This is a genomic window from uncultured Bifidobacterium sp., assembly GCF_959020155.1.
Lineage (GTDB): Bacteria > Actinomycetota > Actinomycetes > Actinomycetales > Bifidobacteriaceae > Bifidobacterium.
In genome coordinates this window covers 18,529-43,952 of sequence record NZ_CAUERC010000002.1, presented here as the reverse complement: position 1 = coordinate 43,952, position 25,424 = coordinate 18,529, and the positions used below count along the sequence as shown (strand labels likewise).

The following is a 25,424-nucleotide window of genomic DNA, read 5'->3' as shown; positions in this document are numbered from 1 at the left end:
GCCCGCACGCTTTTCCAGCATGCGGGCTGACGCTTTTTTACGGACTTCCGCGGGCTTCTGCACACTTCCGCGAACTATGGACGACCATCGCACGTTGCCGTGAATCTGACGTATAGTATTTGCGATTGTGCGGCCAGCCAAACTATGTGCCGTACCCAACCAAACGTAAGAGGAGCCGGAAGCAAGCATGGCGCAATCGCAAGAAAAGCCCGACGTCGAACAGGGCGGCCTGGAACGCAAGATGGAAACGCGCCACCTGACCATGATCTCGCTCGGCGGCGTGATCGGCACAGGCCTGTTTTTAAGCTCCGGCTACACCATCCATCAGGCGGGCCCGCTCGGCGCGATCATCGCGTACGCCATCGGTTCGCTGCTCGTCTACTTCATCATGCTGAGCCTCGGCGAGCTGTCTGTGGCCATGCCGTACGCCGGCAGCTTCCACCTGTATGCGAAGCGTTTCATCGGCCCCGGCACCGCGTTCACCATCGCCGTGCTCTACTGGCTGAATTGGGCGGTGGCGCTCGCCTCCGAATTCACCGCCGCGGGCCTGCTGATGCAACGCTGGTTCCCGCATTCGCCCACATGGGTCTGGTCGGCCGCGTTCATCGTGGTCGTGTTCCTGCTCAACATCCTGTCGGTGCGCCTGTACGGCGAATCGGAATTCTGGTTCGCGTCCATCAAGGTGTTCGCCATCATCACGTTCATCATCATTGGCCTGCTGGCCATGTTCGGCGCGATTCCGATCGCCGGCTATGACCACGCGCCCATGTTCGAGAACTTCTACAGCGACGGCTGGCTGCCCAACGGCGTGCTGCCGATTTTCTCCACGCTGCTGACGGTCGTGTTCGCCTTCTCCGGCACCGAAGTGGTCGGCGTCGCGGCGGGCGAGACGAAGGACCCGTCCAAGGCGATTCCGAAGGCCGTGCACACCACCGTGCTGCGTCTGGCGATCTTCTTCATCGGCTCGATCGCCGTCATGGCGGCGCTGATTCCGTGGCACAAGTCGGGCGTCGACACCAGCCCGTTCGTGCTCGTGTTCCAGTCGATCGGCATGCCGTTCGCCGGCGACATCATGAACTTCGTGGTGCTGACGGCCGTGCTGTCCGCCGCGAATTCCGGCCTCTACGTGTGCTCGCGCATGGTGTGGTCGCTTGCGCAGGAGGGTATGATTCCGCGCAAGCTCGCCAAAACGAACTTCCACGGCGTGCCCGTTTTCGCGGTGATGTTCAGCATGGCCGGCTCGCTGCTGGCGCTGCTGTCCTCCGTGGTGGCCGCTTCGACCGTCTACCTCGCGCTGGTCGCGGTTTCCGGCCTGGCCACACTGGTGGTGTGGGCGTCGGTTTCCGTCTGCCACTTGCGATTCCGCCACCAATGGCTCGCGCAGGGACATACGGTTGGCGAGCTCAAGTACCGCGCGCCTGGCTACCCGTTCGTGCCGATCGCCGCGATCGTGATGTGCGTCGGCGCGATGGTTCTGGTGATTTGCGATCCGTCGCAGCGCTCCACGCTGCTGTACATGATTCCGTTCGTGGCGCTGTGCTACACGGGCTACTACGCGTCCGTGGCGTGGCGTGCGAAACGGCATGGCGGGCAGGACGATGCTCAGAACGCCTTGCAAAGCGTTCCGCAGGACGTATCGCAACCCCATCGTGAGGATGGACAGGAAGACTGATTCTGTCAGCGTGCCCGGTATTCTTGGAAGAATGAGTCCAGAAGCCCTTAGTGAACTGATTTTCAACATTGCCAACACCCTTGTCTCCGAAGGCAAGGCAGGCACCCTGACCGCCGATCTGATTCCGCCGCAGGCCAAGTTCGCCGTGATGCGCCCGAAGGACCGCGCACATGGCGATTGGGCGTCCAACGCGGCCATGCAGCTGGCCAAGAAGGCCGGCATGAAGCCGCGTGATTTCGCCGAACTGTTCGCCGCCGAACTGACCAATGCCGACGGCATCAAGTCCGTGGAAGTGGCCGGCCCCGGCTTCATCAACATCACGCTCGACTCCGCATCCGCGGCCGCAGTGGTGGACACCGTGCTCGAAGCCGGCAGCGACTACGGCAAGAACGACCACCTGTCCGGCAAGACCCTGAACCTCGAATTCGTATCCGCCAACCCGACCGGCCCGATCCACATCGGCGGCACCCGCTGGGCGGCCGTCGGCGACTCCATGGCCCGCGTGCTCGAAGCCAACGGCGCCAAAGTCGTGCGCGAATATTACTTCAACGACCACGGCGAGCAGATCAACCGCTTCGCCAAGTCGCTCGTCGCCGCGGCCCACGGCGAGGAAACCCCGATCGACGGCTACAAGGGCGCCTACATCGACGAGATCGCCAAGCGCGTCATCGACGAAGCCCAGGCCGACGGCGTCGACATCCTGAGCCTGCCGCGCGTCGACGGTGGCGTGGACAAGGACGGCGAACCGCTCGGCGAAGGCGATTCCGAGCAGCGCGAGGAATTCCGCAAGCGCGCCGTACCGATGATGTTCGACGAGATTCAGAAGTCCATGAAGAACTTCCGCGTCAACTTCGACGTGTGGTTCCACGAAAACAGCCTGTATTCCGATGGCGAAGTGGACAAGGCCATCGCCGATCTGCGCGCCCGCGGCGACATCTACGAGAAGGACGGTGCCACCTGGTTCGAATCCACCAAGCACGGTGACGACAAGGACCGAGTGATCATCAAGTCCGACGGCAATTATGCATATTTCGCGGCCGACATCGCTTACTATCGCAACAAGCGCCACCGCGACGTGAACCCGGCCGACATCGCCATCTACATGCTCGGCGCCGACCACCACGGCTACATCGGCCGCATGATGGCCATGTGCGCAGCCTTCGGCGACAAGCCGGGCGAGAACATGCAGATCCTGATCGGCCAGCTCGTCAACGTCATGAAGGACGGCAAGGCCGTGCGCATGTCGAAGCGCGCCGGCAACGTCGTCACCATCGACGATTTGACCGACGCCATCGGCGTGGACGCCTCCCGCTATTCGCTGGCCCGCACCGACTACAACTCCCCGGTGGATATCGACCTGAACCTGCTGTCCTCGCATTCCAACGAGAATCCGGTGTACTACGTGCAGTACGCGCACGCCCGCTCCTGCAACGTGGACCGCAACGCGGCCGCCGCCGGCATCACCTACGAAGGCGCCGACGTGAGCCTGCTCGACACCACCGCCGACGGCGAAGTGCTCGCCGCGCTCGCCCAGTGGCCCGCCCTGCTGCGCGAAGCGGGCGACCTGCGCGCCCCGCACCGCGTGGCCCACTACCTGGAGGACCTCGCCGCCACCTACCACAAGTGGTACAACGTGGAGCGCGTCGTGCCGATGGAGCTCACCGACCCGGAGGCCCGCGGGGAACAGGCCGACGCCATCCGCATCGCCAAGGCTCCGGAACCGGCGCGCGCCGCCGCCCGACTCAAGCTCAACGACGCCGTGCAGACGGTCATCGCCGAAGGCCTCGACCTGCTCGGCGTCACCGCCCCCGACAAGATGTGACCGGCAGGAGATAACGCAAACCATGTCTGTGAGTCCAATCTGGCCGGCCGGATCGGCCGTGAACGCCGAAGGTGAGATCACCTTCCACGGCCGCACCGCCGCAAGCCTGCTCGACGAATTCGGCTCGCCGCTCTACGTCATCGACACCGACGACGTGCGCGCCCGCGCCACGAAATTCGTGCACGCCGCGTCCCACGCGTTCAACAACACCGTCACCCACGTCAGCTTCGCCGGCAAAGCGCTGCTAAGCAAGGAAATCTGCCGAATCGTCACCGAATCCGGCATGCTCATCGACACCTGCACCATGGGCGAGATGCGCATCGCGCTCGCCGCGGGTGTCCCCGGCCGCCGGCTCGTGCTGCACGGCAACAACAAGTCCGACGCGGAAATCGAACTCGCCATCGAACAGGGCTTCAACAAAATCGTGATCGACGAGCCGGATGAGCCGGCACGCATCGCCGCGATCGCCAAGCGGCTCGGCAAGCGCGCCCGCGTCATGCTGCGCGTCACCTCCGGCATCCACGCCGGCGGCCACGAATTCGTGTCCACCGCGCACGAGGACCAGAAGTTCGGCGTGGCCCTGCTCCCCGCCGGCGCCGATACCGCCAAACTCGGCGTGCTCGACGACCTGACCGACGTGACGCCGGCCGGATCGAACGCGCGCTTGGGCGAGAACGCTGCGGATGCCGCCGATCAAGCCGCCCATGCCGGCCACGCGGAACGCAAGCTCCAGTACGACGTCAAATACCCGTACGACCTGAGCCACGAGAAAGTCTCCGAAGGCGACCGCAGGCTCGCCGAAGCCATGACCATGGTGGCCGACGGCCCGGCGCTCGCCGTGCTCAAGGACATCTACCGCCGCCAGGACGTGCTCGAACTGGTCGGCGTGCACTCGCATATCGGCTCCAACATCCATGACGCGGACGCTTTCATCCAGGCGGCCAAGCGCATGATGCTGCTGCGCAAGACCTTCTACGCCACCGATGCGTACACCCTGCCGGAGGTTGATCTGGGCGGTGGCTATTCCGTGGCCTACACCGACGGTGAGGATTCCATGGACATCGACGTGGAGCTCGGCAGGCTCGCCGACGCGGTCAGCACCGTGAACCGCGCGCTCGGCATGCCGGCCCCGGTCATCTCCTTCGAGCCAGGCCGCTGGACGGTGGCCCCCACCGGCGTCACGCTGTACCGCGTGGGCACCGTCAAGCCGGTGCAGCTGAACGGTGAAGCCAAAGACAAGGGCGGCAATCCGGTGACGGAACGCGTGTACGTGTCCGTGGACGGCGGCATGTCCGACAACATCCGCCCGGCGCTGTACGGCTCCGACTACACCGCGAGAATCGCGAATCGCAAGGGATCCGACGAGACCAAGCTGTGCCGCGTGGTCGGCATGCACTGCGAATCGGGGGATATCGTCGTCAACGAGGTGCGGCTGCCCGCCGACATCAAGCGTGGCGACATCCTCGCGGTGCCGGTCACCGGCGCATACGGCCGCACGATGGCCAGCAACTACAACCAGGCGCTGATTCCCGCCGTGGTCGGCGTCGGCGAGGCCGGTGCGCACGTCATGATCCGCCGGCAGACGATCGACGATCTGCTGGGCTGGGACGTCAGCGAATAGTCCACGATTGCGTCTCACGGTATGGACGGTTTTCGGGCTTCCTTGCGAGGAAAGCTTCGGAAACCGTCCATTTTCTTGATATTCCGCGGCCTTACGTCATATTGAGACCGTACAATAAGCAAGGTCACACCAATACTTCACATTCAAGGGAGGATGCCTTGGCACAGGAAGATATTGCGCCGATTCGCGTTGGATTGCTGGGCGCAGGTACCGTTGGTTCCCAGACCGCACGCCTGCTGGTCGAGCAGAAGGACGAGCTTGCCGCACGTATCGGCCGCCCGATCGAACTGACCGGCGTCGCCTGCCTTGACCCGGCGGAAACCGATCCGTTCCCGTGGATCGACAAGGCCATCGTGACCACCGACACCATGAGCGTGGCCACCAATTCCGACATCGTCATCGAGCTGATCGGCGGCACCGGCGTGGCACGCAAGTTCGTGCTCGCCGCCATCGAATCCGGCGCCTCCGTGGTCACCGCCAACAAGGCGCTGCTGGCCAAGTACGGTCCGGAAATCTACGCGGCCGCCGAAGCCAAGGGCGTCGACATCTACTTCGAAGCCTCCGTGGGCGGCGCCATCCCGTTCCTCAAGCCGCTGCGCGAATCCCTCGTCGGAGACAAGGTGACGAGCATGCTCGGCATCGTCAACGGCACCACCAACTACATCCTCGACGAGATGACCACCAAGGGTCTCGATTTCGATGACGTGCTCAAGGACGCACAGGCCAAGGGTTACGCCGAAGCCGATCCGACCGGCGACATCGAGGGTTACGACGCGGCCAACAAGGCCGCCATCATGGCCACCCTCGGCTTCCATACCTCCGTCACCATCGACGACGTCTCCGTCGAAGGCATCACCAAGATCACCGCCGACGACATCGCCGCCGCCACCGCGGAAAACAAGGTGATCAAGCTGCTCGCCGTCGTGGAGAACACCGATGCCGGCGTGTCCGCGCGCGTCTACCCGGCACTGATCTCCAATACCCATCCGCTGGCCTCCGTGCACGGTTCCTTCAACGCCGTGTTCGTCAAGGCCGAAGCCGCGGACGACCTCATGTTCTACGGCCGCGGCGCAGGCGGCGCTCCGACCGCCTCCGCGGTTGTCGGAGACGTCGTGACCGAAGCCCGCCATATCGCGCAGGGCTGCACCGGCCCGTCCATCCCGCTGTACAAGGATCTGAAGAAGGCTCCGATCGAGGCTTCCAAGGCCGAGTTCGCTGTCCGCTTCGTGATTCACGACAATCCGGGCGTGCTCGCCGCGATCGCAGCCAAGTTCGCCGACCATGGCGTGTCCATCAACGGCGTGAACCAGGATTTGAAGCCGACGCTGAAGGATCCGGGCTACGATGGCGAACTGCAGCAGCTGCGTCTGGTCACCCACATGACCGACGAGCTCACCCTGCGCGAAACCGTCAAGGACGTGTGCGAGCTGGATTGCGTGTGCGGAGAGCCGTCGATCCTGCGCGTGCTGAACTGATATCGGATGCGATTCGGGCCCATGATGAGATTGGCATGCAAGCCATGCCAAGCCGCCATCATGGGCCCGAATACGATACATGGGTGCGGTTCCCCCTGAAATTTGACTCTGGCACTGCCACGGTATACGGTGCTTGATTTGTAATGAAGATGTGACGAAGGACGACGAGAGATGACTCCAGTTACCCGCAAGGTGCGTGTGAAGGTTCCGGCCACCAGCGCCAATCTTGGCTCCGGCTTCGATACGGTCGGTTTGGCCTTGGACTACCATGACGAGCTTGAATTCACGCTGAGCGCCGACCCGGTGAACACCGCGGCGCAGGTGATGATCGAAGGCGAGGGCGAGGACACCCTGCCTCGTGACGAGACGCACCTGGTGGTCTCCACGTTCCGCCGCGCATGCCAGACCTTCGGTCTGGGACGCGTCGGATTCATTCTGCAGGCGCACAACAACATCCCGCAGGCGAGAGGCATGGGTTCCTCCGCCGAGGCCATCGTCGCCGGCATCGCCGCCGCGGCCGCCTTCGCGCAGGATGACGACCTCAATCGCGACGCCGTGTTCGAGCTGGCCGCTGCCATCGAAGGCCATCCGGACAACGTGGCCCCGGCCGTGTACGGCGGCCTGACCATGTCCTGGGACATGGAGACCGCGGAAGGTGTCGGATCCGTGCCGATTCCAGGCGGCGAGCCGATGCGCAACGGCTTCCACACCATCAATTACCGCGTGGCGGACGATCTGACCGCGGCCGTGTTCGTGCCGGACTACGAGCTGTCCACCGAAAAGGCCCGTCAGGCGTTGCCGACTGAGATTCCGTTCAAGGACGCCGTGCACAACGTCTCCCGTGTGAGCCTGCTGCCGGCCGCCATGAACCCTGCGATGCTGGCCTCCGGCTCGCGTCAGAACGCCAACGCACTGCTGTTCGCGGCCACGCAGGACCGCCTGCATCAGCCGTACCGCGCCTCGCTGATGGAGCCGTCTTGGGCGCTGATCGAGAAGATGCGCTCCCACGGCTTCGCCTCCACCGTGTCCGGCGCCGGCCCATGCGTGCTGGTGCTGCACCATGGCGACGCCCACGAGGAGCTTGAACAGATCGCCGCCGAAGAGCTGGCATCCGGCCATTGGCGTGTGCTGCATCTCGCGGTCGACACCAAGGGTGTGCAGGTGGAACGCGCATGAGCATCCCGCTGATTCTCGCCTCCCAGTCCCGTCCACGCCGTGACGTGCTGTTCTCCGCCGGCATCTGCCCGACCATCCGTGTCTCGCACGTCGACGAGCCTGCCGCGCTTGAACGCGAGGCGGCCGCGCTTGGCGTCACCGTGAACGACCTGAGCGTCGAACAGCGTGTGATGATTCTCGCCACGGCGAAGGCCGAGGCCGTGCACCAGGCGTATCGCAACATCGCCGATACCGCGGCGCACGCGCGCGGGGAGCGCGTGGTCGGCTTCCCGCTCCGGGCAGCAGACGATCGCGACGCATCCTCGGCGGGCACAGCCGCACGCACGGACAGCGCGCAGTCCGCCGACGAGACGAAGACCCGCGATTTCTCCGGCATCGCCATTCCCACCGTCGCCGAGCCGATCGCCGATTTCGTGGATGGCCGTCCAGGCCTGACCCGTTCGAAGGCCGGCCCGCTGATTCTCGGCTGCGATTCCATGTTCCTGCTGGACGGCGAATGCTACGGCAAGCCGCATAGCGAAGAGGTAGCGCGCGAACGGCTGCGTGCCATGCGCGGTGCCACCGGCGAGCTGTGGACCGGCCATTGCCTCATCGACTTCGCGTCGGGCCGCATGGTGCGCGGCGCCAGCAAAGCGACCCTGCACTTCTGCGAATATTCCGACCTGGATATCGAACGCTACATCGCCACCGGCGAGCCGCTGGAAGTGGCCGGATCGTTCACTTTGGAAGGTTTCGGCGGCGCGTTCATCGACTCGATCGAAGGCGATCCGCACGGCATCATCGGCCTGAGCCTGCCGTTGGCGCGCCGTCTGGCGGCGCAATTGGGCGTCGAATGGACCGACCTGTGGAACGTCACCCGCTCCGACCTTGCGCCGGACGCCGAATATGATGCGAAAACGGGTGCCGCGAAGCCGCTGCCGCCCAAGGAGAACGTGCACCAGCCGGGAGACGGCTGGGTCGATTGCGCCTGCGGCCGCAAGCATTGGGGCACGAACGGCGCGTCCGGCGTGCTCTTGGCCCGCCGCAGCGAGACGACCGGTGAGGTGACGCACATCGTCATGCAGCACCGCGCGGTATGGAGCGCGGAAGGCGGCACGTGGGGCATTCCCGGCGGCGCCACCGCCGATGGCGAAAGCCCGATCGAGGGCGCACTGCGCGAATCGTACGAGGAAGCCAACATCACGCCGGAGGACATCGACGTGGTCGGCTCGTACTGTGAGGACCACGGCCCATGGTCGTACACCACGGTGTTCGCCTTCGAAAGGCCGGGGCACCGCGTCGACCCCAAGGCCAACGACGACGAAAGCATGGAGATCGAATGGGTGCCGATCGATGACGTGCCCAACCGCAAGCTGTTGACTGCCATGCGCACCGATTGGCCTAACTTCGCGGCACGTCTGCGTGCTTTGGCGGCCGTGCGGTAGCCTGCGCGCAGTGTGCCGCATCCTTGGAACATGACGGCTGTTAGCGCTAACTGAAGTTGCGTGTACAATAGGCGAACGTACCAACAGTTGTGTGCGAAAGGCGATGGGGCATGGCAGACAAACGCAATGCGGGCAATAGGCGTCCTTCGATGTTCGAAGTGGCGAAGCTGGCTGGTGTGAGCCACCAGACGGTCTCGCGCGTCATCAACCATTCGCCGGACGTTTCCGACGCCACCCGTGAGAAGGTGCAGAGGGCCATCGACCAGCTCGGATACCGTCCCAGCAACTCCGCCCGCGCGCTCGCCTCGCACCGGTCCCGCACCATCGGCCTGATCGCCGGCGGCCAGCATTTCTATGGCCCGATCTCCACGATTTCCGCGATTGAGACGATGGCCCGCCAGCATGGCCTGTTCGTGACGGTGAGCATGGTGCATGAGGCGCTGTGCTCGCAGGAGGAATTCGACGACCTGTGCCGCACCTTCGACGAGATGAACGTCGATGCGTTCATCTTCCTCACGCCCACCGATGTCATGTTCTCCGCGGCATGCCGGACGCGGATCGCGCAGCCTCGTGTGATCGTCACATCCACGCACGGTGGCATCGGCGTGCAGGACGGCCTGCGGCTGATGAAGTCCGCCGACCGCCGCCGCGTATCCGTCGTCGGCATGGACCAATGGTCCGCGATGGCCGACGTGATGCATCTCGTCGTGGAATACGGGCACCGTTCGGTGCTGTATTTCGCCGGTCCCAAGGAGTGGCGCGACGCGGCGACGCGCCTGCTGGCATGGAACAAGCTATGCGCGGCCAATGCGGTCAATTCCGTGACGGTGCAGTGCGAGACCTGGGAATCCTCCGAAGCGTACGGCAAGATGAACCACATCCTCGACAACATCGGCCGCACCGGCGGCAATCTGCCGACATGCATGGTCTGCGCCAACGACAGCCAGGCCGTGGGTGTGGCCCGCGCGCTGCATGAGCATGGCGTGCGCGTTCCGCAGGATGTGAGCCTGGTGGGTTTCGACGACATGCCTGCCATGGACAATATGTTCCCGCCGCTGACCACGGTCCGTCCCGGCTTCGAGCAGCTGGGTGTCGCCGCCATGCGTGAGACGCTGTACTTGCTGGGCGCGGGGGAGGAGAACTCCTTCGGATCATTGCAGCATGGCGTCGGACTGGTGTCGGCGCAGATGGTCAACCGCAGCTCCCTAGGTCCTGTCCGCCGTCGCTAAGGCGCTGCTTCTTCTCGATTTGTTTATATATTCATTGCTCCGATGACACGTCGGATTTGGTGCGTCACGGGTTTGTGCCTACAATAGTGAGCGTTAACAGTGAGCGCTAACATTCAGTTGACAGAGTGGTTGCGAGGCGCTCGGACGCAAGGAGTTCGTGAACTATGACGCAAGAGCAGGTCGCAGTGACCGCCGAGAAGATCCGCGCAGGCAAGACGAGCCTGGGCATCGAGTTCGGCTCCACCCGCATCAAGGCGGTGCTCATCGATGACGCCTACCACACCATCGCGGCGGGCGACTATGAGTGGGCCAGCCATCTCGAGGACGGGCTGTGGAGCTACACCCAGGAGGAAATCTGGAAGGGTTTGCAGACCGCATACGCCCGGATGGCCGGCGACGTCGAAACCGCCTATGGCGAACGGTTGACCCACGTGGGGCACATCGGCTTCTCCGCCATGATGCACGGCTACCTCGCCTTCGACAAGTCCGGCGAACTGCTCGTGCCGTTCCGCACCTGGCAGAACACCAACACCCACGAAGCCCACGAGAAGCTTTCCGAGCTGTTCCAGTACAACATTCCGGAACGCTGGTCCGTGGCACACCTCTACCAGGCAGTGCTCAACCACGAGGAGCACGTCTCCAAGGTGGACTACATCACCACACTCGCCGGCTACGTGCACTGGAAGCTCACCGGCGAGAAGGTGCTCGGCGTGGGCGACGCCTCCGGCATGTTCCCCATCGACCCGGCCACCCATACCTACGAAACCGAGTTCATCAAGCGATTCGACGCGATCGAGGAAGTCGCCGCGCAGCCGTGGAAGCTTGAGAACCTGCTGCCCCGTCCGCTCGTGGCGGGCACCCCGGCCGGCACGCTCACCGCCGAAGGCGCCAAACTGCTCGACCCGACCGGCACCCTTCAGCCGGGCGTCGTCCTCGCCCCGCCGGAAGGCGACGCGGGCACCGGCATGGTCGCCACCAACTCCGTGCGCGTGCGCACCGGCAACGTCTCCGCCGGCACTTCGATCTTCGCCATGGTCGTGCTTGAGCACAAGCTGGCGCGCCTGCATCCGGAAGTCGACCTCGTCACCACCCCAGCCGGCGACCTGGCCGGCATGAGCCACGCCAACAACTTCACTTCCGATCTCAACGCCTGGGTCGGCCTGTTCGGACAGTTCGCCGCCGCGATCGGCCAGCCGGTCGATGCCGGCACGCTGTACGGCACGCTGTTCCGCGCCGCGATCGCGGACGATGTCGACGCCGACTGCGGTGGTCTGCTCAACTATCCGTTCCGCTCCGGCGAATTCCTGGCTGGCCTGCCGGAAGGCCGACCGCTGTTCGCCCGCAGCCCGGAGGCGCGCATGAGCCTCGGCAACTTCATGAGAACCCAGCTGTTTAGCGCCTTCTCGCCGGTCAAGATCGGCATGGATGTGATGACCAAGGACGAAGGCGTCGCCGTCGACTCGCTCGTCGGCCACGGTGGCATCTTCACCACGCCGAAGGTCGCGCAGAAGATCCTCGCCGCCGCATTCGACACCCCGATCAAGGTCATGGCCACCGCCGCCGAAGGCGGAGCGTGGGGCATGGCCGTGCTCGCCGACTATCTGTGGCACGCCGACCAGCCGCTCGCCGACTACCTCGACACCCGCGTCTTCGCCGACGCGGCCTCCACCACGGAAGCGCCGGACGCCAACGACGTGGCCGGCTTCGAAGCCTTCTTCGACCGCTTCCGCAAGGGGCTGCCGATCGAGCATGCCGCCATCGAAAGCATCCCGCTGGAAACCAAATAACCGTCCATCGCAACAACAGCAAGCCTGACGAAAGGAACACAATATGGCAACGTTGGCTGATTACGGCCCGGAAGTACGAGCTGAAGTCAAGCAGGTGCGCGAAGTGGTCGCCACCCTGCACGAGCAGCTCATCAAGTGGAATCTGGTGGTGTGGACCGCAGGCAACGTCTCGCAGCGCCTGCACACCGCCGACCTGATGGTCATCAAGCCGTCCGGACTGCGCTACGAGTACCTCACCCCAAGCTCGATGGTCGTGTGCGACCTCGACGGCAACGTGGTCGACGGCGCCGAAGCGCCGAGCTCCGACACCGCGTCCCACGCGTACATCTACCGCCACATGCCCGACGTGTACGGCGTGGTGCATACCCACTCCACCTACGCCACCGCATGGGCGGCCACCGGCCAGAACATTCCGTGCGGCCTGACCATGATGGGCGACGAGTTCGGCGGCCCGGTGCCGGTCGGCCCGTTCCGCCTCATCGGCTCCGAAGCCATCGGCGAAGGCGTGGTCGAAACCCTGAAGAAGTATCCGAAGTCCCCGGCCGTGCTCATGCAGAACCATGGTCCGTTCACCATCGGCAAGGACGCGGAAGCCGCCGTCAAGGCCGCCGCCATGACCGAAGAGGTGGCGCACACCATGTGGGCCGCCAAGCAGCTCGGAGACATCATCCCGATCTCCCAGGAAGACATCGATAGCCTTAACGACCGCTACACCAACGTCTACGGCCAGCACTGACGCGACGGAAACTGAAACGACAAACCCAACAACGAAGTAAGGAATAATCCAACATGGCAATGGAAAACCCATTTGAAGGCAAGGAAATCTGGTTTGGCGTCGGATCGCAGGACCTCTACGGCGAGGAGGCGCTGCGCCAGGTGGCCCAGCAGACCGGCGAGATGGTCGACTTCCTCAACGCGACCGGCAAGATCCCGGCCAAGATCGTGCTCAAGCCGACCCTGAAGTCCTCCGACGGCGTCAAGGCCTTCATGACCGAAGCCTCCGCCAACCCGAACGTCATCGGCGTGATCACCTGGTGCCACACCTTCTCCCCGGCCAAGATGTGGATCCGTGGTCTCGAAGTGCTCACCAAGCCGCTGCTGCAGCTGGCCACCCAGCACCACAAGGAAATCCCGTGGGAGACCATCGACATGGACTTCATGAACCTGAACCAGGCCGCCCACGGCGACCGTGAGTTCGGCTACATCGTCTCCCGTCTGGGCATTCCGCGCAAGATCGTCGTCGGCCACTACACCGATCCGGAAGTCGCCGAAAAGGTCGGCACCTGGGCTCGCGCCTGCGCCGGCTGGGATGCCTCCCAGAACATGAAGGTCATGCGTTGGGGCGACAACATGCGCAACGTGGCCGTCACCGAAGGCGACAAGACCGAAGCCGAACGCGTGTTCGGCGCTTCGATCAACACCTGGGCCGTCAACGACCTCGTCGCCGCCTACGAGAAGGTCAAGGACAGCCAGGTCAAGGACCTCATCGAAGACTACAAGGCCAAGTACGACGTGGCCCCCGAGCTGCTTGATTCCCGCTACGATGAGCTGTTCATCGCAGCCAAGGAAGAGGCCGCCATGGTCAACATGATGCGTGAGAACGGTTGCACCGCCGGCGTCGACAACTTCGAAGACCTCGGCACCCTGCCGCAGCTGCCGGGCGTCGGCCCGCAGCGCTTCCCGTCCGAGTACGGCTGGGGCTTCTCCGCCGAAGGCGATTGGAAGACCTCCGTGCTGGTGCGCATCGGCGCCGTGATGGGCTACGGCCTTGAGGGTGGCGCCTCCCTGATGGAGGACTACTCCTACAACTTCGTGCCGGGCAACGAGTTCGACATGGGCTCCCACATGCTGGAAGTCTCCCCGTCCATCGGCACCATCGCCAAGCCGAAGCTGGCCATCTACCCGCTGGGCATCGGCGGCAAGTCCGACCCGGTCCGTCTGGTGTTCTCCGGCAAGCCGGCCGACGCCGTCGTGGTCTCCATGGCCGACGAGCGCGAACGCTTCCGCCTGCTCATGGACGAGGTCACCATCGTCGAACCGCAGGGCTCCCTGAAGAACCTGCCGTGCGCCCGCGCCGTGTGGAAGCCGAAGCCGGACCTGAAGACCGCCGTGCAGTGCTGGATCACCGCCGGTGGCTCCCACCACACTTGCATGACCACGTCCGTCGGTCGTGAGGCTTGGGAGGACTTCGCCCGCATCGCCGGCGTCGAACTCGCCGTCATCGACGAGAACACCAACGCCCGCCAGTTCGAGAAGGAGCTGGAGCTGAGCGAAATGTACCACCGCCTCAACAACCGTCACTGAAATAACGGAGCGTTAACAGCACGGCAGGAAACTTGACGTACCTTCGTACGCCGGCGTTTCCTGCCGCACTGTTACAGCACGCGTTATCTCAGCGATACGGGGTGCGCTTAAAAAAACAGCACGGCGGGGAAGTTGACGTACTTTTGTACGCAGCGTTCCCCGCCGTGCTGTTTTTGTTTACCTATGTGCGGCTCAGCGCTTGCCGGCGTACAGCTGCTGGTCGATCACGTCGGCGAACACGCGGTTCACTGCCGGACGCACCACCTTCAGCGACGGCGTCAGGCACTTGTTCTCCTGCGTGAACTGCGCATCCAGCACCACGAACTTACGCACGGATTCGGCGCGCGAAACCGTCGCGTTCGCCTTGTCCACATACTTCTGAATCTCGTCATGAACGGCGGCGGTAGCCGCCACGCGGTCAAGCGGCGTATCCGCGGACAGGCCCACGGACGGCAGCCAGGCCGCCAATCCTTCCGGATCGAGCGTGACCAGCGCGCCGATGAACGGACGATTATCGCCCACCACCACGGCATGCTCCACAATCGGACACTTCGCAATCTCCTGCTCCATCGGAATCGGCGACACGTTCTTGCCGCCGGCGGTGATGATGATGTCCTTCTTGCGGCCCGTAATCGTAATACGACCCTCATCGTCGATCGACGCAAGATCGCCGGTCCTGAGCCAACCGTCCTCGGTGAACACCTCGGCCGTTTTCTCCGGCAGATTGTGGTAACCCATGAACACGTTCGGTCCCTTGACCTGCAGCTCGCCATCGTCGGAAATACGCACGGACGATCCCGGCGCAGGCTGGCCGACGGTGCCGATCACATTGTCCGTGACGCGGGTCGCGGCGAACGGCGCCGCGGTTTCCGTCATGCCGTAACCCTGGATCATCGGCAGGCCGATGCCATTGAAGAAATGCGCGAGCGACACATCCAGTGGAGCGCCACCGCACGCCACATAACGGATACGCGGGCCCAACGCGCCACGCACGGTGTGGTATACGGACGCCTCATACGACAGGTGTTCGGCGGTCTGCTTCATGGTCGGTTTCTCGCCAGCCTGCTGCATGCGCGACCAGTCGCGCGCGGATTCGGCGGCCTTGAGGAACAGGCGGCCCTTCCAACCCATGCCGGCCTTGCGGGAAGCCGCGTTGTACACCTTCTCGAACACGCGCGGCACGCCCAGCAGGTACGTCGGCTCGAACGAACGCACATCCGGCAGCAGCGTCTTGGTGTCCGGCAGATAGCCGACCACGCCGTCATCGGAAGCGATCGACGCGTACTGGATGAAGCGCGCGAAGCAGTGGGCGAGCGGCAGGAACAGCAGCAGACGCGGATGGTCTTCAAGAATCATCTCGTGCAGCGCAAGGCTGCCGGCACGCGTGATCGACACGAAATTGCGATGCGACAGCTCGGCACCCTTCGGTGCCCCCGTGGAACCGGACGTGTACACGATGGTGGCCAGATCGTCGGCACGCACCGACGCGATACGCTCGTCCAGCTCTTCGTCGGACACGGTGACGCCCAATCCCTCCAGCGCGCCCATGGCATTGGCGTCGAGCATCAGAATATGCTTCAGAGACGGGCAGCGGCCAATCACGGAATCAAGACGGTCGAAGCGTTCGCGATCGTCGGCGATGGCGAGCTTCACGTTGGAATCGTTGAGAATGCGTTCGGCCTGCGCCGCGGAATCGGTGTCATAGATCGGCACATTGACCGCGCCGATTGCGGCCAGTGCGAAATCAAGCACGCCCCACTCGTAACGGGTGGTGGAGAAGAGGGTGACGGCATCCCCCTTGCCGATGCCGAACGCGATCAGGCCTTTGGCCGCGGAGAGCACATTCTTGTGGAATTCGCCGGTCGTCACCTTGGTCCACTGGCCCGGAGCGGTTTTGCGTTCCGCGATCACGGTGTCTTCGCCGGTGCGCTTGATGCGTTCGGTAAGCAGGGAGTAGATGGATTCGTCGTCGCGTACTTCGACGGATGCGCCCGGGGTCGTGTACTCGGTGAGCATGAAGTGTTCTCTTTTCTTGCGTTTCCGCGGTTTTCGTGGGTTTTGCGATATATGCGATCGCTGCGATTGCGGTGATCGGTGACGTGCTTTTCGCGTCCTGTGTCGCGCCTCGCATATCGTAAGTTACGGTGACGTAAGTCCGCATTGTAAGAAACAACAAGAAATACGGCGACGGGTTTGTTTGAACTGACAAAGTGGCACGAAACGTCAACGGAACGGGGGATTGGTACACGGATGCATCATCTCGAAAAAAGGTTTGACGCGTTCGATCGCAGGGTGTCCAACGGGTTGCGCGACGGGTTCGAGAGGGGTGGCCCTTACGGGCGAAAACGGTGGAAAATGCGGCAAAACTGGGCGGAGTGACGTTGCGAACCACAACATGTTCCGTGTACACTCAAGTTTGGCGCAACTACCCCTTGCGCCTAGGCTGTTTGCTCAACGGCGAACATTCAGCCGCCTCACTTTTCGCCGTTCCCTTGGTTTTCTGTGGTTTTGCTGTTGTGCATTTGCTTGCGAGTTCTGATGGTTTTCTATATTTTTCCGACGATTTTCTGCGATTGCCGTTCCGTCATTGCCTTTCGTCGGTATGCCCGATACGCTTGGAGCGGATGGCGGGATTGCAAACGATTGGAAAAGGGGCATGATGTTCGACAAGCGGCTGTTTTCCTTGGCTGACGGCGTCGGTCGATTGATCGCGGCGAAAGTCGCCTGCCAATGGCTGGGCCTCGTGGCCAACATCGCCTTCGCCGTGGCTGTGGTGCGTATGCTGCAACCGCTGTTCGCGCCCGTACCGTCCGCCACCGCGCCCTGCATCGTCATTATTCTTATTGCCGCGGTCGTGCGATTCGTCACCATTCGCGCCGCCGCACGTTTCGGTAGCGAGGCCGCCGAACGCGTCAAACTCGCGCTGCGTGAGAAACTGTTCAATAAGATGCTCGCGCTCGGCCCGTCCTACGCGCAGCGCGTGCGCACCGCCGGCGTGGTGCAGTCCGCGGGCGAAGGCATCGAACAAATCCAAAGCTTCTTCGAACTGTTCCTGCCGCAACTGTGCTACGCCGTGCTCGCCCCCATCACGCTGTTCGCCGTGCTTGCGCCGATCGACCTGCCCACCGCCGCGACGCTGCTCGCCTGCGCGCCGCTCATCGTGCTCATCGTCGGCATGGTGGCGATGCGTGCTGCCCGCGTATTCAAGAAATACTGGGGCAAATACACGGATATGGGCGCCGCGTTCCTCGACAATCTGCAGGGACTTGAGACGCTGAAAACCTTCGACGCGGACGAGCGCGCCGCACGAGTCATGGACGAGAAGGCCGAACAGTTCCGCGTGATGACCATGAACGTGCTGCAGATCCAACTGCGTTCGCTCACGGCGATGGATGCCGTGGCGTACGGTGGCGCGGCCGCCGGCATCGGCGTTGCGATATGGCGATTTGTATCCGGCTCGCTCTCGCCGTCTGGCGTTTTCGCGCTGTCCGGCGTGCTGCCGCTTGGTTTGACGCCGATCGCCGCGGTATTGCTGACGATTCTGCTAGCCGCCGATTTCTTCATTCCGCTGCGACAGCTCGGCTCGTATTTCCACGTTGCGATGAACGGCATGACGTCCACGAAACGTATTTTCGCGCTGCTCGACGCGCCCGAACCGGAGCATGGCAGCAAGGAACTGCCGGAATTCGGGGCTTCCGGGCGTGGTGTCGGCGTGGAGTTTCGTGGTGTTTCGTACCGGTATGCGGACGCGGATGTGGATGCTGGGGGTACTGCTGGTGCGGGGCCTGACGCTGCCGGGTCTGCGGGTGCCGGTGTTGCGAGTCCCCGTCGTATATCGTCCACATCGCATTCCGATATGCGGAACGCGGATGCGGACAGCGTTGATGAGGGCGGCGGCGCGGGTGACGCGCGCGAAACGCGCTACGCCTTGCGCAACGTGGCCCTCCGTGCGCTGCCCGGCGAAGTCACTGCGATCGTCGGGCCATCCGGTTCCGGGAAATCCACAGCCGTCCAGCTGCTTGCCGGCACGCTTGTCGGATATGAAGGCGATGTGCTGCTGTCCGAAATGCCATCCGGAATGCGGGACGAAGTGCTGGGCGCTATGTTAAGCAGTGCGGCGCCGGATGACAGTGAAACCCTGAAATCGCACCAAATCCGCGACCTCACCGCAGCATCGCTCACCCGCGAAATCTCCATCGTCTCCGCGCACAGCCACCTGTTCGCCGGCACCCTGCGCGACAACCTGCTCATGGCCCGCGCCGACGCCACCGACAACGAGCTGTGGCAGACGCTGGAAGCCGCGCATATCGACGATTTCGTGCGCGCGCAATCGCGAGGACTCGATATGCCGATCACGCAGGACGGCGCGAATCTGTCCGGCGGGCAGAAACAGCGCATTGCGATCGCCCGTGTACTGTTGCGCAGGTCGGCCGTCTATATTTTCGACGAGGCGACCAGCAGCGTCGACGCGGACAGCGAAACGTTGATTTTGCAAACGATTCGCGCGCTCGCCGACGCCGGCGCAACCGTGCTGATGGTCACGCACCGCATGGCGAACGCGGCCGACGCGGACCATGTCGTAGTGTTTGATGGGGGTGTCGTCGTCGAGCAGGGCGCGCATGACGATCTCATGGCCGCGGACGGCACGTATGCCAAGCTGTTCCGGGCGCAGGAAAGCGTGGAACGGGTGGGATTGTCTGGTCGCGTCGCGCCGCGCGTATCGCGTATGACTCATGCGTCTGGTGCGTTTGCCGTGTCTCGGATGTCTGGTTCCGCCGAATCGAACGCCAGTGGCGCCAAATCGGACATGCCAACAACCCAAGTCGTCGCCCGCTTGCTGCGTGAAGTCGGCCCACTGCGCAAACCCATGGCCATCGCCTGCGCGTGCGGCATCCTCGGCCACCTCGCCGCCACGTTCCTGCCGGTTTTCGGCGTCGCCGCGCTGTTTGCCGCAGCTGGCGCAAAAGTCTGGAATCTCAGCCTTCCCGCGGCAATCGCAGCCATGATTATCTGCGCACTGATCCGCGGCGGCATGCGCTACGCCGAACAGTACATGAACCACAATGTCGCCTTCCGCCTGCTCGCGCTGTTCCGGTCGAAAACGTTTGCCGCGCTGCGTCGCCTCGCGCCCGCCAAACTGTCCGGCAAAGGCAAAGGCGACCTGATCGCGCTGGTCACCACCGACGTCGAACTGCTGGAAATCTTCTTCGCGCACACCATTTCGCCGGTTGTCATCGCCATCGCGACCACCGTGCTTTACACGGTCGCATTGCTTACGTTGAGCCCTGCAATCGCTATCACGCTGGTCATCGCGCACCTGACCGTCGGCATCGTGCTGCCGAAACTCTTCGCCACGGCGGTAGGCGGTCTCGGTGGGGATATTCGCCGCGAATCCGCCCAACTTGATGACGAAATGCTCGACGATATGCGCGGTCTCGACGAAATCATCCGATTCGGCCAAGGCCATGCGCGGCTTGCCGGCATCGCGTCACGCACGCGCTCGCTCTGGAGCCGCCGCGCCCGGCTGAGTGCCAAGAATGGCGATTTCGCAGGCTTCGGCGCGGTGCTGGTCGTACTGTTCACTGCCATCGCGGCATTGCTGGCGATGGTCACGTCCGGTACGACGATGCCCATCGCTTCCGCCGCTTCCGCCGCCGCTGCGACCATCCAGACCGTCCTTTCCGCGCCCGCCGCCCGCCTGACCGCCGCTTTCGTGCTGCTGGCCAGCTCGTTCGGTCCGACGCTCGCGTTGAGCGCGCTGCCGGCCAATCTCACGCAAACGTTTGCCGCCGCCCGCCGCCTGTTCGCGCTGATGGACGAAACCCCCGCAGTGGAGGAGCGGGGCGATTTCCTGCCGCGCTACCACGGCATGTCCATGCACGACGTCACGTTCGGCTACGGCAATTCGGGCGAGGCTCCAACTTCCGGAAGCGATGCGGATGCCCCCGAGTCGTCCGCCGAGCCAATCCTCAGCCACGTCTCGTTCGACATACCACAACACGGCATCCTCGACGTCCAAGGCCCGTCCGGCCGCGGCAAATCGACCCTGCTGAAGCTGCTCATGCGTTACTGGGACCCGCAATCCGGCTTAGTCGCCCTGTCCGAGGTGCCACTGCCGCAGATCGACGCGCATCATCGCCGTCGCGTGCAAACGATGATGGGGCAGGAAACCTACCTGTTCGACGGCACTATCCGTGAAAACCTGCTTATGGCCTGCGACAGGGGCGATGCGGATAGGGCTGGTAATGCTGGCGATCCGGACGATTCCGCGACTTCCGGCAGAGCGCTCCTTACCCCGCCCGCTCCTCCCGTTTCGTGGAATGCCGCTGATTCCGCGCTTTCCACCCGGTCGACCCCTTCTGTCGGTGATGACGTGCTGCGCGCCGCGCTTGCCAAGGCTTCCGCGCTTGAACTGGTCGACTCGCTCCCGCAGGGCCTTGATACCCCCGTCGGCGAGTTGGGCGGGCGGCTTTCAGAGGGTGAACGGCAACGCATCGGCCTGGCTCGCGTCTTCCTGCGCAACGCGTCGCTGGTGTTGTTCGACGAGCCGACGAGTCGCCTCGACGCCTACAACGAATCCGTGATTCTGCAATCGATTGACGCGTTGGCGCAGCAGGGGAGCGCGGTGCTGCTCGTCTCGCACCGCGATTCCACCATGCGCATCGCGGACCGCATCGTGCGCATGTGAGCTGGCGCGTGCGGATTGCGAACTGATGCGGCGAGCCGATGCGTGCGAACTAGCGTGTGAATCGGCGTAATGCGGGGCCTGGTGAGGTGCCCATGCCCATGCGGCCGCATACGGACGCGCCGCACGTCCGCAATGTGGTCGTATGAAAATCGCATGTCATTCGTGTTTCCTATAGCGCGCGCGACGGCGTACGGAAGCGGACGAATCGAAAGCCATAGTCGCAGGTAAAGCAAGAAAAACGGACGAAACCGACGAAATGTCGACGGAATCGAAATCATAAGCCAATGAAACAATCGTGAAAATAAGGTTGCAAATTTAGCAAAACCGACTTTTTGGTAGGTTATAAGATTCAGTTCGCGTGAAATCGAAATGGGAAATCGTTAGTATCTGTGTCAAAGGCAAATCCTTCGACGAAAGGCTGGCGATGGCCAACAACAGGAACGAACTGAACAAGAATCTGGCGCAGATGCTCAAGGGTGGCGTGATCATGGACGTCACCACCCCCGAGCAGGCGAGGATCGCGCAGGACGCGGGCGCATGCGCGGTGATGGCGCTCGAGCGCATTCCGGCCGATATTCGCGCGGCCGGTGGCGTCTCCCGCATGAGCGACCCGGCCATGATTAAGGGCATTCAGGAGGCCGTGTCCATCCCGGTCATGGCGAAGGTGCGCATCGGCCATGTTGCCGAAGCCCGCATCCTGCAGGCCATCGAAATCGACTACATCGACGAATCCGAAGTGCTCAGCCCCGCCGATGACGTGTACCACATCGACAAGAACCAGTTCGACGTGCCGTTCGTGTGCGGCGCGAAGAACCTGGGCGAGGCGCTGCGCCGCATTGCGGAGGGTGCGTCCATGATTCGTACCAAGGGCGAGCCGGGCACGGGCGATGTCATCCAGGCCGTGCGTCACATGCGCACCATGAACAAGCAGATCCGCGAGCTCGTCTCCCTGCGCGACGACGAGGTGTACGAGGCCGCCAAGCAGCTGGCCGTGCCGTACGATCTCGCCAAGTACGTGCACGACAACGGCCGTCTGCCGGTCGTCAACTTCGCCGCCGGCGGTGTGGCCACCCCGGCCGACGCGGCCCTGATGATGGAGCTTGGTGCGGAAGGCGTGTTCGTCGGCTCCGGCATCTTCAAGTCGGGCGACCCGGCCAAGCGCGCCGCCGCCATCGTGCAGGCCACCGCCAACTGGCAGGACGCCGATCTGCTCGCGCGCCTGTCCGAGAACCTCGGTGAGGCCATGGTCGGCATCAACGAGGACGAGATCGAAACCATCATGGCGGCGCGCGGCGAATGATCTGTTGATTCGTCGATTGCTTGATTGCTTGCAATTCCGCGAGGATTGCATAAGCCGGTCGTGTGATCGACTTTGAAGGACTCGGTGGGTGCGTGTGATTTTCGGTGCTGCACGTGCCTGCCGCTTTTTGTTGTGATGTTCGGCGATTCACCGAACGATTTGTTGAACAACCTGAATGAGGAGCATCCGTTGGTTGTAGCAGTTGAATACATTTCAAAGGAAGAGTCGGCCGACGTCGCCGCAGGCTCGGCATCCGCGAAGCACGGCGTGACCGGCATTCTGGCGGTGCAGGGCGCGTTCGCCGAGCATGCGGCCATGCTGGATCGTCTTGGCGCGCCGTGGAAACTGTTGCGTGCCGCCGAGGATTTCGACGATTCGATCGATCGCGTGATCCTGCCAGGTGGCGAAAGCACCACGCAGGGCAAGCTGCTGCGATCGACCGGCCTGTTCGAACCCATCGCAGCGCACATCGCCGCCGGAAAGCCGGTATTCGGCACTTGCGCCGGCATGATTCTGCTAGCCCGCAAGCTGGATAATGATTCGAACATTTACTTTGGCGCGCTTGACGCCGTCGTGCGACGCAATGCGTACGGCCGTCAGCTTGGTTCGTTCGCCGCCACCGCCGATTTCGGCTCTGCTACTGGCGATTCCGCCGTTTTGGTTGAGCCGGGCGAACGTGTGCCGGGGTTCGCTGATTCCGCGTCGGGCGCGGGTTCGACTACTGAGATTTCCTCCGATTCCATCGTGCTGAAGGATTTCCCGCTAGTGTTCATTCGTGGACCGTTTGTGGCCGAGGTCGGGTCGGCCGCGACCGTTGAGACCTCGGTGAGCGGCAATGTGGTCGGTCTGCGCCAAGGCAAGATTCTCGCCACGGCGTTCCATCCCGAACTCACCGACGACACCCGCATTCACGAGCTCTTCCTGAGTCTCTAGATTCCGGCTCGTCGCGCACGTCTTGCGATTTTCGCCCGTTTCGTTCGTTCGTGAGCGAAAGGGGGATTCGTTCCGTATGGTTTCCTACCCTTTTTCGCTCATGTCTTGCGATTTTCATGCGTTTCAGCCGTTCGTGAGCGAAAAGGGGTGTGGCGCGCCGGTCCTTTCGTTTGTGTTTCCTTGATTTTCCAACGATTTTGATTTTGCGTTTGATGTGATTTTGCGCACGTCCTGCGATTTTCGCACGTTCCGTCTGTTCGTGAGCGAATGGGGGTATCGTCCCGTACGGCCTTACGCCCTCTTTTGCTCACGTCTTGCGTTCCGGGCCCATTCCGCCCGTTCATAAACGGAACGTCCAATCGAAATACACAAGCAGAGATGCGGGGAATCGCACAGAAATCCTATCCCCGCTTGTCCACTGATTTATACACACTCCATGCCGCAGCGTGCCGTGCCGGCACAAAGCATCTACCATAATCGCAAGTTATCCCCGCCTGACACGCCGAAGACACGCCGAACATGTGTATTTTCTGCGTTCTCCGACCACAACCCCGGTGCAGCTGGACATCGAATCGGCGGAAGCAATACCTTCGGACCATGAATGGTATCAACGATGTGAATGGTCCGAACGGCCAGCAGCACTATAAGCCGTTGGAGGCGCAGTCGATCGCGCAACGGCAGCAGGAGGTGTGGAACGTATGCCGCGCGTTGAAAGATCGTAACGAGTTGTATGGCGTGCTGACGCGGAACTCCGCGATCGCAATGTGGGGTGTGCCAGATCCGTCGATGGATTCGGCGCGGACGGCAGATGGTGTTCCCGTGGTTCATGTCGTGGTACAGACCGCGCGAAACCGCCGAAAAGGTATTCCGGGAGTGGTCGCGCATGTATGGAAAGGGCTGTCCGAAGAACATATCTGTCATACGCAAGACGGCATCGACGTGCTTGCTCCAGAGCCGACATGGGCTTCAATGGCGGAAACGTTGAGCGTTGATATGCTGGTCGAATTGGCTGAATCGCAGATGCGTCATGGACGGACGACGAAGGAAAAACTTGCCGTTTTCCTCGAGGGAAATTCCTTTCGTGGCCGTCGCAAGTGCCAATTGGCATTGTTGCTGGTGGAATCGGGCAGTGATTCGCCCAAAGAGACCGAATTGCGATTGTGCTTACTGTCGTATGGTCTGTCTGGTTTCGCTGTTGGATACGTGGTTTCGGGAATTTCGTTTGAGAATGGGGCTGCGGTCACGCTCGATCTCGCTGATCCGGAATTGAAGATCGGCATTGAATATGATGGCGACCACCACCGTACGGATAAGATGCAGTGGCGTCGCGATGTTTGGAAGCGCCGTCAACTGGAAAGTATGGGATGGACGATTGTCGCGGTCACCCAACTGGATTTGTCGGATGAACCGCATCGTGCCGCGCTCGCCATGAACGTCGCCATGATTCGTGCGCGTAAATCGGGTCATCCGGTTGCGTTGCATACGCCGGTTTCCTGGTAGAAATGCTCTCTTCGCGGCTTGAAAGGCTGATTATGTCGAGGCTGCCGCATTGGTGATTTAGCGCATCCTATGCTGGCTCGTGGTCCTGTGTGGCGGGGTACTGTTTCCTCTGCATTTGATGAGGGTATTGCTGGTTCTGTTTTTATGAGATTCGTGGCTTTTCGCTCACGTCCTGCGATTTCGTCCCGTTTCGTCGTTCCGTGAGCGGATGGGGGTATGTTCCTCTGTGTTGTGGCCCCCTCTTTCTTTCACGTCTTGCGATTTTTGTCTGTTTCATTCGTTTGTGAACGGAAGGGTGCATTCCGCTTCGGTTTGTCCGTTGCTGTTTCCTTTATTTTCCAACGATTCCGATTTTTGAAGGAGAGGCTTTTCGCTCACGTCCTGCGATTTCGTCCCGTTTCGTCGTTCCGTGAGCGGATGGGGGTGTTCTCCCGTCCTGCACCACCCTCTTTCGCTCACGTCTTGCGGAAAATTGACTTTCGTCCGGATGCGT

15 protein-coding genes are annotated in these 25,424 nt (G+C 62.7%); 14 read left to right on the top strand and 1 reads right to left on the bottom strand.

Annotation, left to right across the window (positions count from 1 at the left end; translation table 11 throughout):
• Positions 1 to 187: 187 nt before the first annotated feature.
• The 10 genes from Q5H31_RS00875 to araA all read left to right on the top strand — a co-directional run bounded on the left by Q5H31_RS00875 (position 188) and on the right by araA (position 14,510).
• Complete coding sequence (locus tag Q5H31_RS00875) at positions 188 to 1,672, top strand: amino acid permease (RefSeq protein ID WP_039775744.1); 1,485 nt, start codon at positions 188 to 190, stop codon at positions 1,670 to 1,672.
• Between the two features lie 31 nt (positions 1,673 to 1,703).
• On the top strand, positions 1,704 to 3,494 hold the full coding sequence (gene argS / locus Q5H31_RS00870) for an arginine--tRNA ligase (protein ID WP_195347593.1): 1,791 nt from the start codon (positions 1,704 to 1,706) through the stop codon (positions 3,492 to 3,494).
• A 22-nt stretch (positions 3,495 to 3,516) separates the two neighbouring features.
• Positions 3,517 to 5,115 (top strand): diaminopimelate decarboxylase, encoded by a 1,599-nt coding sequence (locus Q5H31_RS00865; protein ID WP_039775740.1) that lies wholly within the window; start codon positions 3,517 to 3,519, stop codon positions 5,113 to 5,115.
• Positions 5,116 to 5,273: 158 nt separating this feature from the next.
• Positions 5,274 to 6,590: a homoserine dehydrogenase gene (locus Q5H31_RS00860; RefSeq protein ID WP_039775738.1), complete on the top strand. Its 1,317-nt coding sequence runs from the start codon at positions 5,274 to 5,276 to the stop codon at positions 6,588 to 6,590.
• A 171-nt stretch (positions 6,591 to 6,761) separates the two neighbouring features.
• A complete protein-coding gene (thrB, locus tag Q5H31_RS00855) occupies positions 6,762 to 7,766 on the top strand; it encodes a homoserine kinase (protein ID WP_302457383.1) in 1,005 nt (334 codons plus the stop codon).
• A complete protein-coding gene (locus Q5H31_RS00850; protein ID WP_270318091.1) occupies positions 7,763 to 9,190 on the top strand; it encodes a Maf family protein in 1,428 nt (475 codons plus the stop codon). The genes thrB and Q5H31_RS00850 overlap by 4 nt, the downstream gene beginning before the upstream one ends.
• 110 nt (positions 9,191 to 9,300) lie before the next feature.
• Positions 9,301 to 10,419 carry a LacI family DNA-binding transcriptional regulator gene (locus Q5H31_RS00845; RefSeq protein WP_302457382.1) on the top strand — a complete coding sequence of 373 codons (1,119 nt, stop codon included), beginning with the start codon at positions 9,301 to 9,303 and terminating at the stop codon, positions 10,417 to 10,419.
• A 164-nt stretch (positions 10,420 to 10,583) separates the two neighbouring features.
• Positions 10,584 to 12,206, top strand: coding sequence for a xylulokinase (locus Q5H31_RS00840; RefSeq protein ID WP_011743705.1), 1,623 nt, complete (start codon positions 10,584 to 10,586; stop codon positions 12,204 to 12,206).
• Between the two features lie 43 nt (positions 12,207 to 12,249).
• A complete protein-coding gene (locus tag Q5H31_RS00835) occupies positions 12,250 to 12,942 on the top strand; it encodes an L-ribulose-5-phosphate 4-epimerase (protein WP_003809816.1) in 693 nt (230 codons plus the stop codon).
• Positions 12,943 to 12,995: 53 nt separating this feature from the next.
• Positions 12,996 to 14,510, top strand: a complete 1,515-nt coding sequence (araA, locus tag Q5H31_RS00830; RefSeq protein ID WP_003809815.1) for an L-arabinose isomerase — start codon at positions 12,996 to 12,998, stop codon at positions 14,508 to 14,510.
• A gap of 192 nt (positions 14,511 to 14,702) precedes the next feature.
• Here the strand turns inward: araA and Q5H31_RS00825 are convergent, their stop codons facing one another.
• Positions 14,703 to 16,526 carry a long-chain fatty acid--CoA ligase gene (locus Q5H31_RS00825; protein WP_042990912.1) on the bottom strand — a complete coding sequence of 608 codons (1,824 nt, stop codon included), beginning with the start codon at positions 16,524 to 16,526 and terminating at the stop codon, positions 14,703 to 14,705.
• A 643-nt stretch (positions 16,527 to 17,169) separates the two neighbouring features.
• Between Q5H31_RS00825 and Q5H31_RS00820 the strand changes: the two genes are divergently transcribed.
• From Q5H31_RS00820 to Q5H31_RS00805, 4 genes are all read left to right on the top strand, one after another.
• The gene (locus Q5H31_RS00820) at positions 17,170 to 21,198 is read left to right on the top strand and encodes an ATP-binding cassette domain-containing protein (protein ID WP_302457398.1); all 4,029 of its coding nucleotides are present in this window, start codon (positions 17,170 to 17,172) and stop codon (positions 21,196 to 21,198) included.
• A gap of 424 nt (positions 21,199 to 21,622) precedes the next feature.
• The gene (pdxS, locus tag Q5H31_RS00815; RefSeq protein WP_118092615.1) at positions 21,623 to 22,498 is read left to right on the top strand and encodes a pyridoxal 5'-phosphate synthase lyase subunit PdxS; all 876 of its coding nucleotides are present in this window, start codon (positions 21,623 to 21,625) and stop codon (positions 22,496 to 22,498) included.
• Between the two features lie 189 nt (positions 22,499 to 22,687).
• Positions 22,688 to 23,431, top strand: coding sequence for a pyridoxal 5'-phosphate synthase glutaminase subunit PdxT (pdxT, locus tag Q5H31_RS00810; RefSeq protein WP_035011358.1), 744 nt, complete (start codon positions 22,688 to 22,690; stop codon positions 23,429 to 23,431).
• 597 nt (positions 23,432 to 24,028) lie between these two features.
• Positions 24,029 to 24,931, top strand: a complete 903-nt coding sequence (locus Q5H31_RS00805; protein ID WP_229026225.1) for an endonuclease domain-containing protein — start codon at positions 24,029 to 24,031, stop codon at positions 24,929 to 24,931.
• Positions 24,932 to 25,424: the final 493 nt, after the last annotated feature.

Excerpts from the sequence above, each read along its gene's own strand:
- Q5H31_RS00805 (WP_229026225.1), top strand. The coding sequence starts at position 24,029 with ATGAATGGTATCAACGATGTGAATGGTCCGAACGGCCAGCAGCACTAT.
- Q5H31_RS00865 (WP_039775740.1), top strand. The coding sequence starts at position 3,517 with ATGTCTGTGAGTCCAATCTGGCCGGCCGGATCGGCCGTGAACGCCGAA.
- araA (WP_003809815.1), top strand. The coding sequence starts at position 12,996 with ATGGCAATGGAAAACCCATTTGAAGGCAAGGAAATCTGGTTTGGCGTC.
- Q5H31_RS00845 (WP_302457382.1), top strand. The coding sequence starts at position 9,301 with ATGGCAGACAAACGCAATGCGGGCAATAGGCGTCCTTCGATGTTCGAA.
- Q5H31_RS00875 (WP_039775744.1), top strand. The coding sequence starts at position 188 with ATGGCGCAATCGCAAGAAAAGCCCGACGTCGAACAGGGCGGCCTGGAA.
- pdxS (WP_118092615.1), top strand. The coding sequence starts at position 21,623 with ATGGCCAACAACAGGAACGAACTGAACAAGAATCTGGCGCAGATGCTC.
- Q5H31_RS00820 (WP_302457398.1), top strand. The coding sequence starts at position 17,170 with ATGTTCGACAAGCGGCTGTTTTCCTTGGCTGACGGCGTCGGTCGATTG.
- argS (WP_195347593.1), top strand. The coding sequence starts at position 1,704 with ATGAGTCCAGAAGCCCTTAGTGAACTGATTTTCAACATTGCCAACACC.
- Q5H31_RS00825 (WP_042990912.1), bottom strand. The coding sequence starts at position 16,526 with ATGCTCACCGAGTACACGACCCCGGGCGCATCCGTCGAAGTACGCGAC.
- Q5H31_RS00835 (WP_003809816.1), top strand. The coding sequence starts at position 12,250 with ATGGCAACGTTGGCTGATTACGGCCCGGAAGTACGAGCTGAAGTCAAG.
- Q5H31_RS00850 (WP_270318091.1), top strand. The coding sequence starts at position 7,763 with ATGAGCATCCCGCTGATTCTCGCCTCCCAGTCCCGTCCACGCCGTGAC.
- thrB (WP_302457383.1), top strand. The coding sequence starts at position 6,762 with ATGACTCCAGTTACCCGCAAGGTGCGTGTGAAGGTTCCGGCCACCAGC.
- Q5H31_RS00840 (WP_011743705.1), top strand. The coding sequence starts at position 10,584 with ATGACGCAAGAGCAGGTCGCAGTGACCGCCGAGAAGATCCGCGCAGGC.